Raw genomic sequence first — 12,711 nt, 5'->3', positions numbered from 1 at the left:
GGGCATGCGCATCGACGACCACGGCCCCCATCGCGTCCTGCACGTCGACTCGGCCGGGCCGCGACTGTCCACCGAGACGGACGCCGTCGACCTCGTGGGCGAGGCGTTCGGGGCGGACGCGTCGGTCCTCGTCGTGCCGGTCTCCCGTCTCGACCCGGCCTTCTTCGACCTGAGCACCCGCCGGGCGGGCGAGTTCGCCCAGAAGCTCGTGAACTACCGCCTGCAGTTGGTGGTGCTGGGCGACGTCGGACGCCACGAGGCGGCGAGCGCGGCGTTCCGTGACTGGGTGCGCGAGTCCAACCGCGGGCGGCACGTCTGGTTCGTCCCCGACGAGGGCACGCTGGCCGCCCGGCTCGCCGCGACCGGACCGCGCGGGTGATCGTGAGCCGCGAGTTCGACGCGGTCCTGCTCGCGGGGGGTCGCGCCTCCCGGGTCCAGGGCGCCGACAAGACCGGGTTCACCAGCGGCGACGCGACATTGCTCGACCGGGCCGTCGAGGCCTCGGTCGGCGCCCGCACCCTCGTCGTGGTCGGCCTGCGCGACGGCCGGGTGCCGCCCGCCGGGGCACTGCTGACCCGCGAGGAACCCGCCCGGTCCGGGCCGGTGGCAGCCCTCGCGGCCGGTCTCGACGTCGTCGAGGACGCGGCGCCGTGGACCCTCGTACTGGCCTGCGACGTGCCGCGGGCACCCGAGGCGGTGCAGGCCCTGCTCGCCGGCGACGGCGACGGCGACGGCGAGCGCCGCGACGGCCTGCTGGCGGTCGACTCGGGCGGGCGACGTCAGCCGCTGCTCGGGCTCTACCGGACCGGCGCTCTCGAGACCCGACTCGCGGCGCTGCGAGCCGACGGCCCCCTCGCCGACCTCTCGCTGCGCCGTCTGCTCGACGGGCTCGACCTGCTCGAGGTGCCCGTGCCCGACGAGCTCTGCGCCGACGTCGACACCGCGGACGACGCCGACCGCCTGGGTGTCGTCCGGCGCGAGTCCGACGCGACTGGTTGAGTGTCGACCATGACCGACACACCTGCCGAACTCGACGCCTGGGCCGCACGACTCGTCCGGGCGCTCGGCCTGCCCGACGACTTCGTGGTCGACATCCCCGAGGTGCTCGACCTCGCCCGCGACGCGGCGCACGGCGTCGCCCGCCCGGCCGCACCGCTGACGACGTTCCTGGTCGGTTACGCCGCAGGACTCGCCGGCGGCTCGCGGGCCGAGCTCGACCGCGCGGTCGCGACCGCCACCGCGCTCGCCACGGCCGACCCGGCGTGACGGTCCGGCGGGCCGACTGGCGGGTCGCCCGCGCCGAGGCGGCCGCCGCCGCCCGGGCCCTGCCCCGGGCGCTCGAGACCGTCCCGCTGGCCGAGTCCGCCGGCCGGACGCTGGCCCACGACGTGACCAGCCTCGCGCGCGTGCCCGGCTCCGACGTCTCGGCCATGGACGGCTGGGCGGTCACGGGCGAGGGGCCGTGGCGCCTCGGCCCCTCCATCGTGGCGGGCCGAGTCGCCGACGGTGCCGATCCCCTGCCCCCCGGGATCGCCCGGCCGGTGACCACGGGGGCCGTCGTGCCGACCGGGACGGACCGTGTGCTGCGCTCGGAGTCCGGGCACGTGGCCGACGACGTCCTCACGGCCGACGACGATCCGCGCCGCCCGTCGCACGTCCGTCGGGCCGGGGAGGAGATCGATCGAGGCGACGCCCTGATCGCCGCCGGCACCCTCCTCACCCCGCCGCGCGTCGCCGTGCTGGCCCTCGGCGGGCACGACGCCGTGTCCGTCGTCGTGCGCCCGGCGGTCGCCCTGGCCGTGCTCGGCGACGAGGTCGTGGCCGAGGGCGTGCCCGGACCCGGGACGGTCCGCGACGTGTTCTCGGTGCCGGTGCCGCGCCTCCTCGACTCCCTCGGTGCCGCTCCCGCGACCACGACGCGCGTGCCGGACGACCTCGACGCGACGATCGCCGCGCTCGACCGTCCGGACCGTCGCCTCGTGGTGACGACGGGAGGCACCGCGCACGGCCCGACCGACCACGTCCGCGCAGCCCTCGACCGGCTGGGCGCCGAGCTGGTGGTCGACGGCCTCGCCATGCGTCCGGGGCAGCCCCTGGTCGTCGCGCGGCGGGGCGAGACGCTGTACCTGTGCCTGCCGGGCAACCCGATGGCCGCCTACGTGGGGCTCGTGGTCGTGGGGACCGCGGTGGTGGACGGCCTCCTCGGCAGGCGACCCGCGCCTCCCGGGTCCGTCACGCTCGCCGTCGACGTCGCCCACCCCCGAGCCGGAGCGCTCGTGCAGGCGTACCGGCTGACGCCGGACGGTGCCGTGCCGACCGAGCGCCAGTCGTCCGCGATGCTGCGCGGCCTGGCCGACGCCGACGGGCTGTTGATCGTGCCCGAGGGCGGGGCGCGGGCGGGCGACGTCGTCCCGTCGCTCGGCCTGCCGTGGTGAGACGCGCGCCTCGTCGGCTTTCGGATCCGGGGTTCGAGGGGTAGACCTGACCCATGGCACGCATCACGTCCCGCAAGCCGGTGACCCGCATCACGGTCGGCGACGACGGCACGGCGGGCGTCCGCAAGACCATGGACACCCTCGCCGTCGAGGAGCCGCTCGAGATCCGCGTCGGCGGCACGTCGCTCGCCATCACCATGCGCACACCCGGGCACGACTTCGATCTCGCCGCCGGGTTCCTCGTGTCCGAGGCCGTCATCTCGACCGGTGACGAGTTCTTCGCGGCCCGATACTGCGCCGGGGCCACGGCCGAGGGCCTCAACACCTACAACGTGCTCGACGTCACGCTCGCGCCCGGGGTACCCGCACCCGACCCGAGCCTCGAGCGGGCGTTCTACACGACGAGCTCGTGCGGACTCTGCGGCAAGGCCTCCATCGACGCGGTACGGACGACGTCGCAGCACGAGGTGCTGCACGACCCCCTCGTCGTCGACCCGGCTCTGCTCGCGACCTTCCCCGACCGCCTCCGCGAGGGCCAGGACGTCTTCGAGAAGACCGGCGGGCTGCACGCCGCGGCCCTCTTCGACGGTCGCACCGGCGAGCTGCTCGTCCTGCGCGAGGACGTCGGTCGGCACAACGCCGTCGACAAGGTCGTCGGCTGGGCCGTCAAGGAGGCGCGGCTGCCGTTGACCGGGACCGTCCTGATGGTCTCGGGTCGCGCCTCGTTCGAGCTCACGCAGAAGGCCTCGATGGCCGGCATCCCGGTGCTCGCCGCCGTGTCGGCGCCGTCGTCGCTCGCCGTCGACCTCGCAACCGAGCTCGGCGTCACGATCGTGGGGTTCCTCCGCGGTCGGTCCATGGTCGTGTACTCACGGCCCGACCGGCTCGGCGAGCCCGACGGGACCGAGCCCGCGGCCGACGCGAGCATCCCCGGCGAGGCGGCCCGCGCCTCCTCGTCCTCCCCCGACTCCCCCGGTGGCGCGACGCGCGCCTCCTCGCCCGTGCCCCTGACGATCGGAACCAGACCGTGACCGAGAAACCACCCGTCTCCGACGTGACCGACGCCGACATCGAGGTCGGCCCCCCGCGCGAGTGGGCCGCCGGCGTACCCGGCGTGCTGCACTCGATGGACCCGGCCATCAAGCAGCTCGGGCTGGCCCGCACCGTCAAGCTCATGACGTCGCTGAACCAGAAGGACGGCTTCGACTGCATGAGCTGCGCCTGGCCCGACCCGAACCATCGCAAGGTGGCCGAGTTCTGCGAGAACGGCGCCAAGGCGGTCACCTGGGAGGCCAACCCGGTGCTCGTGCCCGATACGTTCTGGGCCGAGCACTCGGTGACCGACCTGCTCGACAAGACCGAGTACTGGCTCGGCATGCAGGGCCGCCTCACCAAGCCCGTGCACAAGCCGGCCGGCAGCGACCACTACCGCGAGGTGTCGTGGGACGAGGCGTTCCGCCTGATCGGCGACAAGCTGAAGTCGCTCGCCAGCCCGGACGAGGCGTCGTTCTACACGTCCGGCCGCACCTCGAACGAGGCCGCCTTCGCCTACCAACTGTTCGTGCGCGCCTTCGGCACGAACAACCTGCCCGACTGCTCGAACATGTGCCACGAGTCGACGAGCCTCGCCATGGCCGAGGTGGTCGGCATCGGCAAGTCGACGATCGCGTACGACGACTTCGAGCAGGCCGACCTGATCGTCATCCTGGGGCAGAACCCGGGCACGAACCACCCGCGCATGCTGACGGCGCTCGAGGACGCCAAGCTCAAGGGGGCGAAGATCGTCGCGGTCAACCCGCTGCCCGAGGCAGGCCTACGTCGCTACAAGAACCCGCAGCTGCCGCGCGGCGTCGCGGGTCGCGGCACCGAGATCGCCGACCAGTTCCTGCAGATCCGGCTCGGCGGCGACATGGCCCTGCTGCAGGCCGTCGCCAAGCGCGTCCTCGAGGCCGAGGACGCCGCGCCCGGCACGGTGCTCGACCACGAGTTCCTGGCCGAGCACACCGTCGGCCTCGAGGCCTTCCGCGAGCACATCGCGCAGGTCGACGACGACGAGGTGCTGCTGGCGACCGGTCTCGACCGCGCCGAGATCGACGAGCTCGCCGACCGCTACCTGTCCTCGGACCGCGTGATCATCACCTGGGCGATGGGCATCACGCAGCACCGCAAGGCCGTCGACACCATCAAGGAGATCGTCAACCTGCTGCTGCTCCGCGGCAACATCGGCAAGCCGGGTGCCGGGGCGTCGCCGATCCGCGGGCACAGCAACGTGCAGGGCGACCGCACGATGGGCATCTGGGAGCAGGTCTCGGACGAGTTCCTCGACGCCCTGCAGAAGGAGTTCCGCTTCGACCCGCCGCGCGAGCACGGCGTCGACGCCCTCAAGGGCATCAAGGCCATGCAGGAGGGGCGGATCAAGTTCTGGATGGGCATGGGCGGCAACCTCGTGGCCGCGATCTCGGACACCCAGCTCGCCGAGGCCGCGATGCGCGGCACCGACATGACCGTGCAGGTGTCCACGAAGCTCAACCGATCGCACGCCGTCGTCGGAGCCGAGGCGCTCATCCTGCCGACGCTCGGCCGCACCGAGATCGACGTGCAGAAGGCCGGGCCGCAGTTCGTCTCGGTCGAGGACACCGTCTGCTCGGTGCACGGCAGCCACGGCCAGGTGCCGCCCGTCGCGCCCGACCTGCTCAGCGAGGTCGCCATCGTCAGCCGTCTGGCGCAGGCGACGCTCGGCGACCGGGCCGACCTCGAGATCGACTGGCAGGGCTTCGAGGACGACTACGACACGCTGCGCGACCACATCAGCCGCGTCGTGCCGGGCTTCGAGCGCTACAGCGAGCGGGTGCGCAGCCGTGACGGGTTCGTCCTGCCGAACGGGCCGCGCGACTCGCGGACGTTCGCGACGAAGGCCGGCAAGGCGATCATCACGGTCAACGACCTCGAGCGCGTCGAACGCCCCGAGGGCACGCTGCTGCTGCAGACCCTGCGCTCGCACGACCAGTACAACACCACGATCTACAGCCTCAACGACCGCTACCGCGGCATCAAGAAGGGTCGGCACGTGGTGTTCGTCAACCCGCTCGACCTGGACGACCTCGGTCTCGTCGACGGCCAGAAGGTCGACGTGGCGACGGTCTGGACCGACGACGTCGAGCGGGTGCTGCGCGACTACCGCATCGTCGCCTACCCGACGGCCCGAGGGTGCGCCGCGGCGTACTTCCCCGAGGCGAACGTGCTCGTGCCGCTCGACAGCGCGGCGATCGGCAGCAACACGCCCGTGTCGAAGGCGGTGCTGGTGCGCGTGACGCCGGCGGCGGTGCCGGTCGGGGTCTGAGACGGGGCCGCCGGGTCAGCGCGCGGCGGCTCGGACGGCGCTCACCGCGGCGACGACTCCGCCGTCCCAGGGGGCGCCGTGTCCCGGCAGCACCCAGGTCGCACCGGTCTCGAGCAGGGCGTCGAGCGACGCCAGGGCCTGCTCGGGCTCGTCGGTGAACGGAGCCGGTGCGGGCCCGACGTGACCGGTCGTCACGTGGCGCGTGGTCAGGGCGTCGCCCACGAAGACGGCGTCGACGCTCGGGACGAAGACGGCGATGCTGCCCTCGGAGTGCCCGGGCATCGGGATGACCCGAGGCGAGCCCGGCAGGTCGAGGGTCTCTCCGCCGTGCACCTCGACGACCTCGGTGAGCCAGGCGGTCTTCGCCCCGCCCTTGCGCAGGCTGTAACCGGCGAAGCCCAGCAGGGGGCCGAGCTTCATCGGAGGCATGCCGTTCTTCGGCTTCGGTCCGCCTTTCGCCCGGGACGCGTCGGCCGCGTGGACGTACACGGGCACCCCGTGGTCGCGTCGCAGCCGTTCGGCGAAGCCGACGTGGTCGGAGTCGCCGTGGGTGAGGACGACGCCCTTCACGTCGGCCAGGGTGCGTCCGACGGCGGCGAGTTCGGTGACGAGTTCGGACCAGAGGCCGGGCAGGCCGGCGTCGATCACGGTCACGCCCTCGGGCGTGACGACGAGGTAGGCGGCGACGATGTCGTTGCCGATGCGGCGGAGGGAGGGTGCGAGTTCCATGATGGCTACGGTAGTTAGCCATCATGGCTATTGTCAATAGCTATACTCGACGGATGCCCACACCGGACCGCACCTCGCTCGACGCCATCCTCCTCGCCGCCCGCGAGCTGCTCGAGGCCGACGGCCCCGCCGGCCTGACGATGGCCGCGGTCGCGGCGCGGGTCGGTGTGCGCGCTCCCTCGCTCTACAAGCGCGTCGAGAACCGGGAGGCGCTGCTGCGGTCGGTCGCGGAGGCCACCCTCACCGACCTGGCCGCGCGGCTCGACGGGGCGGGGTCGGCCCGCGAGGTGCTCGACACCTTCCGGGCCTTCGGTCACGAACGCCCGGCCGCGTTCCAGCTGGTCATGACGCCCGGGCCCGGCGTCCCCACCGCGCGACGCGAGTTCGGCGCCGCGGCGAGCGCCGCCGCCCTCCGGGTCGGCGAGCAGCTCGTCGGGCCCGCGCATGCCCTCGACGCCGCCCGCACACTCACGGCGTGGGTGGCGGGCTTCGTCATCATGGAACTCAACGGCGGCTTCCAGCTGGGCGGCGACGTCGACGAGGCCTGGGACTTCGGGGCCGGGCGCGTCCTGGCGGCCCTCGCCGCACCTCCTGCGGTCTAGTCCGGCTCGACCGCCCCGACTGCCGCTCCGCTCAGCCGAGCGCCGCGTGCGGGTACGAGGAGGCGCGGTGCTGGAACTCGAGGATCGCCTCGTTCTCGACCCGCCCCTCCGCGATCTCGATGGCCCGGCGGATGGTGTCGGACGACGCCCACGAGGTCGGCCCCTCCATGACGCTGCGCAGGAACGGCAGGAGGGCCTCGCTGATCTCCCACGTCGTGGAGTTCCACAGCAGGGAGGGGCTGTGGTCGACGGCGTAGTAGTTCGTGGTCGCGCCGACGGTGACGAGCGGCTCGGCGAAGGTCGTGGCCCGGGCCCAGTCGAAGCCCATGCCCTCGTCCACCGAGACGTCGACGATCAGGCTGCCGGGGCGGAAGGCGTCGAGATCGGTCTCTCGCAGGTAGGTGAGCGGGGCGTTCGGGTCCTGGAGGGTGCAGTTGACGACGATGTCGGCGGCGGCGAGGAACGGAGCGAGGGCGACCGACCCGTCGGGGGTGTTCACGGTGCTGGCACCGGGCGTCTCGGCGTCGTGCTCGAACTGGAAGATGTCGACCGACGGGATCGGTGAGCCGACGGCGGCGATGTTGCGGTTCGTCAGCACGCGGACGTCGTGGATGCCGTGGGCGTTGAGGGCCGTGACCGCGCCGCGAGCGGTGGCGCCGAAGCCGATGACGACGGCGCTGAGGCGACGGCCGTAGTCGCCGGTCGAGCCGCAGAGCTGGAGGGCGTGCAGCACCGAGCAGTAGCCGGCGAGTTCGTTGTTCTTGTGGAAGACGTGCAGGCCGTAGCCGCCGTCGGGCTGCCAGTGGTTCATGGCCTCCCATGCGATCAGGGTGAGGCGTTTGTCGATGGCGAGCTGGGTGATCTCGCGGTCCTGGACGCAGTGCGGCCAGCCCCAGAGGGTCTGGCCGTCGCGGAGGCCCTCGAGGTCGGCGTCCTGCGGCTTGGGCAGCAGGACGATGTCGTTGTCGGCGACGATCTGTTCACGGTCGGCCAGGGCGACGAGGGGTTCGAGGTCGGCGTCGGGGATGCCGAAGCGCAGGCCGTAGCCGCGCTCGAGGGTCATGTTTGCCCGCAGATCGGCGTCGATGCGGTCGAGGTGGGCGGGGTGGATCGGCAGGCGCCGCTCGTCGGGCTTGCGCGAGGTGGCCAGGACGCCGAGGCGCAGCAGTGCGGGGGTGCCGGAGGTGGTGCCGGTGGGCGTGAAATCCGTTTGGCTCATGCTTGAGAGTAGATGAGTGGCGCTCGCCCCCGAGCCGGAGGGTCAGTTGTTGAAGCGGAACTCCACCACGTCGCCGTCTTGCATGACGTACTCTTTGCCCTCGATGCGGGCCTTGCCCGCTGAGCGCGCCTCCGCGATGGAGCCGGTCTCGACCAGGTCGTCGAACGAGATGACCTCGGCCTTGATGAAGCCCTTCTCGAAGTCGGTGTGGATGACTCCGGCGGCCTGCGGGGCCTTCCAGCCCTTGCCGATCGTCCACGCGCGGGTCTCTTTCGGGCCCGCCGTCAGGTAGGTCTGCAGGCCCAACGTCTCGAACCCGATGCGGGCGAGCTGGTCGAGACCGGACTCGTCCTGCCCGAGCGACGCGAGCAGCTCGGCGGCGTCCTCGTCGTCGAGGCCGATCAGCTCGGACTCGACCTGCGCGTCCAGGAAGATCGCCTCGGCCGGCGAGACCAGCGCCTGCAGCTCGGCCTTGCGCGCCTCGTCGGTGAGGACGGCCTCGTCGACGTTGAAGACGTAGATGAAGGGCTTCGCGGTGAGCAGCCCCAGCTCGCGGATCGGCTCGAGGTCGATGCTCGTGGCCGAGAGCGCCTCGCCGCGCTGCAGGGCATCGCGGGCGGTGACGGCCGTCTCGTGCACGATCGGCTCGACGCGTTTGAGCCGCAGCTCTTTCTCGTATCGGACCAGCGCCTTCTCGACCGTCTCGAGGTCAGCGAGGATCAGCTCGGTGTTGATCGTGCCCATGTCGCTCTCGGGGTCGACCTTGCCGTCGACGTGCACGACGTCGGGGTCGTCGAAGCCGCGCACGACCTCGGCGATGGCGTCGGCCTCGCGGATGTTCGCCAGGAACTTGTTGCCGAGCCCCTCGCCCTCGCTCGCCCCCTTGACGATGCCGGCGATGTCGACGAACGACACCGGCGCGGGCAGGATCTTCTCGCTGCCGAAGAGGCCGGCCAACACCTGGAGGCGCGGGTCGGGCAGGTTGACGATGCCCACGTTGGGCTCGATGGTCGCGAACGGATAGTTCGCCGCCAGCACCTGGTTCTTGGTCAGGGCGTTGAACAGGGTGGACTTGCCGACGTTGGGCAGTCCGACGATCGCGATAGTGAGAGCCACGAGGGTCAAGCGTACCGGCCCTGTCGAGCCGTGCCGTCGGCGTCGAGCCGGCTGGGGACGGAACGGCATCCGACCGTGCCTGGGGAGGCGGTGTCGGAGGCGCGTGAGAGCATGAGTCAATGCCCATCGACTTCACCGCGATCGACTTCGAGACCGCGAACTCGAGCAGCGCCAGCGCCTGCTCCGTCGGCCTCGTCAAGGTCCGCGACGGGGTCGTCGTCGACAAGGTCGGCTGGTTGATCCAGCCACCGGCCGGGCACGACGAGTTCTCCGAGTGGAACACCCGCATCCACGGCATCGTCGCGAGCGACGTGATCGGCGCGTTCGGCTGGGCCGAGCAGTTCGAGCTGCTCGCCGACTTCGCCGGCGACGACGTCTTCGTCGCCCACAACGCCGGCTTCGACATGGGCGTCATCAAGGCGGCCTGCGCCGCCACCGGGCTCACCCCTCCCCCGTGGTCGTACCTCTGCAGCCTGCAGGTCGCCCGCAAGACCTACTCGCTCGACTCGTACCGGCTTCCGGTCGCCGCGACGGCCGCCGGCTTCGACGCCTTCTCACACCACGACGCCCTCGCCGACGCCGAGGCTTGCGCGGCCATCGTCGCCCACGCGGCGCTGTTCCACGGCGCCTCCGACCTCGGCGAGCTCGCGGCCACCGCGTCGGTCAAGGTCAAGGTGCTGCAGCCGGCCGGGGCACCGACGGCATCCGCCGTCCCTCGCGCCGACCGGCGCCCCATGGCCTTCGGCTGAGCCCCTCCGCTCCTCCACGTCGACGCCCCCGCGGCGCGCCGACCTCTCCTGCTCCGTCCGTGGCGACCACCGACCGGTGTCGGTGGCCGCTGCCACACTGCCGTCATGCCCCTCCCGCTCGCCCTGTTCCTCACCCTGCTGCTCGGCCTCGTGCTCGGCGTCGCCGTCGGGATGCTCGTCGCCCGAACACGCGCGGCCGAGGCGACGGCACGCCTGTCGTCCGACCTCGCCGCAGCGCGGGCCCTGGCCGACGCCTCACGCGAGCGCCTCGAGGGTCAGGACGACCAGTACCGACGCCAGATCGCGCAGCAAGAAGACCGCCTCCGCGAGTTCCAGGACCGCCTCCGCGACGTCCGCATCGCCGAGGCCGAGAGGGCACGCGCCGACGGTCAGGTGCTCGTCGCGCTCAGCCCGGTGGCCGAGAGCCTGCAGGCCGTTCAACAGAAGGTGGCCGAGCTCGAGGCCGAACGCACCCTCCAGTACGGCGCCATCAGCGAGCAGCTGCGCACCGCGGCCGAATCGGGCGAGCGGCTCCGCGGGACGGCCGAGTCGCTCGCCTCGGCGCTGAAGTCGAACAGCACGCGCGGCGTCTGGGGCGAGACCCAGTTGCGCAACGTCGTGCAAGCCGCGGGCCTCGTCGAGCGCGTGGACTTCGACGTGCAGACGTCGATCTCGTCCGACGCAGGCTCCGGTCGGCCCGACATGGTGGTGCACCTCCCCGGGGGCAAGAACATCGCGGTCGACGCCAAGGTGCCGTTCTCGGCCTACCTCGAGGCCAGCGCCATCCCCGCCTCCGCCACGGGCGACGAGGGCGCCCGACGCGACCGACTCGTGCGGCAGCACGTCAAGGCACTGCGCGCCCATGTCGACGCCCTGGCGGGCAAGACCTACTGGGCCGGGCTCGACTCCTCACCCGAACTCGTCATCGCGTTCATCCCGAGCGAGTCGCTCGTGTCGTCCGCCCTCGAGGCCGACCCGGCCCTGATGGACTACGCGTTCCAGAAGCGCGTCGCCCTGGCATCGCCCGTGACCCTCTGGTCGGTGCTCAAGACCGTCGCGTTCAGCTGGCAGCAGGACGTCGTCACCGCCGAGGCGAAAGAGCTGTTCGACCTCAGCCGCGAGCTCTACGGGCGACTATCGACCATGGCAGGTCACGTCGACAAGCTCGGCCGGTCGTTGCGCGCCGGCGTCACCGACTACAACCGGTTCGTCGGGTCGCTCGAACGGACGGTCCTCCCGTCGGCCCGTCGGCTCAGCATGCTCGACGAGTCCAAGGTCCTCGCGACCCCGACGACCGTCGAGGAGTCACCGCGCGAGCTCACCGCACCCGAACTGGCGTCGGCACTCGACGAGAGCAGCACCGACCGCGACTGAGCCCGACACGACGAACGCCCGACCGCGGCCGGGCGTTCGTCATGTCGTGAGGCGGCGTGGAGGTCAGGCCTTTTCGCCGTACCACTTCGAGACGAGGTGGTCGGCCTCGACGCGACGGATTGTGCCCGAGTGCGAGCGCAGCACGATGCTCGACGTGCGGATCATGCCCTGCTTGCGCGTGACTCCGGCGACGAGGGCGCCGTCGGTGACCCCGGTGGCGACGAAGTACGCGTTGTCGCCCGTGACGAGGTCGTCCTGGTCGAGCACGCGGTCGAGGTCGTGACCGGCGTCGATCGCCTTCTGGCGCTCGGCGTCGTCCTTCGGAGCGAGACGAGCGAGGATCAGACCGTCGAGGGCCTTGACCGCGCACGCCGTGATGATGCCCTCGGGGGTGCCGCCGACGCCGACGCACATGTCGATGCGCGAGTCGGGACGGGCTGCGTTGATGCCGCCGGCGACGTCCCCGTCGAGCAGCAGCCGGGTCGAGGCGCCCACGGCCCGGATCTCGGCGATCAGGTCGGCGTGACGCGGGCGGTCGAGGACGGCGATCTGCATGTCCTCGACCGCGATGCCCTTGGCCGCGGCCAGGGCGGTGATGTTCTCACCGATCGGACGGTCGAGGTCGATGATGCCGCGGCCCTCGGGACCGGTCACGATCTTGTCCATGTAGAAGACGGCGCTGGGGTCGTACATGCTGCCGCGGTCGCTGACGGCGATGACCGACAGGGCGTTCATGCGGCCGGCCGCGGTGAGGCTCGTGCCGTCGATCGGGTCGACGGCGATGTCGCAGGCCGGACCGAAACCGTTGCCGACGTGTTCACCGTTGAACAGCATCGGGGCTTCGTCCTTCTCGCCCTCGCCGATCACGACGACGCCGTCGAACGCGACGGTACCCAAGAACTTGCGCATGGCATCGACCGCGGCCTTGTCGGCGGCGTTCTTGTCGCCCTTGCCGATGAACGGAGCGGAACGGATCGCGGCCGCCTCGGTGGCCCGGACCAGTTCCATGCCCAGGTTGCGATCGGGGTGCGAATAAAGGGTTCCGGAATCCGTGTCAGCCATGTCGACGACCTTACTCGGATCAGGGCTTACATGAGGCGCGTTTTAATGACATTCTGGATGGCAACCTTCAGCGCGACATTCCGCG

At 71.7% G+C, this 12,711-nt stretch carries 13 protein-coding genes; 9 read left to right on the top strand and 4 right to left on the bottom strand.

Features of this window, described 5'->3' with window-relative positions:
• Nucleotides 1–4 precede the first annotated feature (4 nt).
• Genes SJY14_RS06040 through SJY14_RS06015 form a run of 6 tightly spaced genes read left to right on the top strand, consistent with a single transcriptional unit; the run spans nt 5 to nt 5,775 of the window.
• Entirely contained in the window at nt 5–379 is a 375-nt protein-coding gene (locus SJY14_RS06040; RefSeq protein WP_396600072.1) for a DUF4180 domain-containing protein, read from the top strand.
• 2 nt (nt 380–381) lie between these two features.
• Complete coding sequence (locus SJY14_RS06035; protein ID WP_071256906.1) at nt 382–999, top strand: molybdenum cofactor guanylyltransferase; 618 nt, start codon at nt 382–384, stop codon at nt 997–999.
• Nucleotides 1,000–1,008: 9 nt separating this feature from the next.
• Complete coding sequence (locus SJY14_RS06030; RefSeq protein WP_043596044.1) at nt 1,009–1,266, top strand: DUF6457 domain-containing protein; 258 nt, start codon at nt 1,009–1,011, stop codon at nt 1,264–1,266.
• On the top strand, nt 1,263–2,435 hold the full coding sequence (locus SJY14_RS06025; protein WP_396600071.1) for a molybdopterin molybdotransferase MoeA: 1,173 nt from the start codon (nt 1,263–1,265) through the stop codon (nt 2,433–2,435). The genes SJY14_RS06030 and SJY14_RS06025 overlap by 4 nt, the downstream gene beginning before the upstream one ends.
• Before the next feature lie 53 nt (nt 2,436–2,488).
• A complete protein-coding gene (gene fdhD, locus SJY14_RS06020; protein WP_396600070.1) occupies nt 2,489–3,466 on the top strand; it encodes a formate dehydrogenase accessory sulfurtransferase FdhD in 978 nt (325 codons plus the stop codon).
• Complete coding sequence (locus tag SJY14_RS06015; RefSeq protein ID WP_396600069.1) at nt 3,463–5,775, top strand: FdhF/YdeP family oxidoreductase; 2,313 nt, start codon at nt 3,463–3,465, stop codon at nt 5,773–5,775. The genes fdhD and SJY14_RS06015 overlap by 4 nt, the downstream gene beginning before the upstream one ends.
• A 15-nt stretch (nt 5,776–5,790) precedes the next feature.
• Here the strand turns inward: SJY14_RS06015 and SJY14_RS06010 are convergent, their stop codons facing one another.
• Nucleotides 5,791–6,504 carry an MBL fold metallo-hydrolase gene (locus tag SJY14_RS06010; RefSeq protein WP_396600068.1) on the bottom strand — a complete coding sequence of 238 codons (714 nt, stop codon included), beginning with the start codon at nt 6,502–6,504 and terminating at the stop codon, nt 5,791–5,793.
• Between the two features lie 53 nt (nt 6,505–6,557).
• Here SJY14_RS06010 and SJY14_RS06005 point away from each other — a divergent pair, with 53 nt between their 5' ends.
• Entirely contained in the window at nt 6,558–7,106 is a 549-nt protein-coding gene (locus SJY14_RS06005; protein WP_396600067.1) for a TetR/AcrR family transcriptional regulator, read from the top strand.
• Between the two features lie 31 nt (nt 7,107–7,137).
• Here SJY14_RS06005 and SJY14_RS06000 read toward each other — a convergent pair whose 3' ends face one another.
• Together SJY14_RS06000 and ychF are read right to left on the bottom strand one after the other, a co-directional pair.
• Nucleotides 7,138–8,325: a N(5)-(carboxyethyl)ornithine synthase gene (locus tag SJY14_RS06000; protein WP_396600066.1), complete on the bottom strand. Its 1,188-nt coding sequence runs from the start codon at nt 8,323–8,325 to the stop codon at nt 7,138–7,140.
• A 42-nt stretch (nt 8,326–8,367) separates the two neighbouring features.
• On the bottom strand, nt 8,368–9,441 hold the full coding sequence (gene ychF / locus SJY14_RS05995; RefSeq protein WP_396600065.1) for a redox-regulated ATPase YchF: 1,074 nt from the start codon (nt 9,439–9,441) through the stop codon (nt 8,368–8,370).
• Between the two features lie 119 nt (nt 9,442–9,560).
• Between ychF and SJY14_RS05990 the strand changes: the two genes are divergently transcribed.
• Entirely contained in the window at nt 9,561–10,190 is a 630-nt protein-coding gene (locus SJY14_RS05990) for an exonuclease domain-containing protein (protein WP_071256805.1), read from the top strand.
• Between the two features lie 105 nt (nt 10,191–10,295).
• Nucleotides 10,296–11,564 carry a DNA recombination protein RmuC gene (locus SJY14_RS05985; RefSeq protein ID WP_396600064.1) on the top strand — a complete coding sequence of 423 codons (1,269 nt, stop codon included), beginning with the start codon at nt 10,296–10,298 and terminating at the stop codon, nt 11,562–11,564.
• Between the two features lie 63 nt (nt 11,565–11,627).
• Here the strand turns inward: SJY14_RS05985 and glpX are convergent, their stop codons facing one another.
• On the bottom strand, nt 11,628–12,626 hold the full coding sequence (gene glpX / locus SJY14_RS05980; protein WP_043597850.1) for a class II fructose-bisphosphatase: 999 nt from the start codon (nt 12,624–12,626) through the stop codon (nt 11,628–11,630).
• Nucleotides 12,627–12,711: the final 85 nt, after the last annotated feature.

Origin of the sequence: Frigoribacterium sp. R86507 (genome assembly GCF_044597695.1) — a bacterium.
Lineage (GTDB): Bacteria > Actinomycetota > Actinomycetes > Actinomycetales > Microbacteriaceae > Frigoribacterium.
The sequence above is the reverse complement of the archived record's forward strand: the minus strand, read 5'-3'. Positions and strand labels throughout refer to the sequence as shown.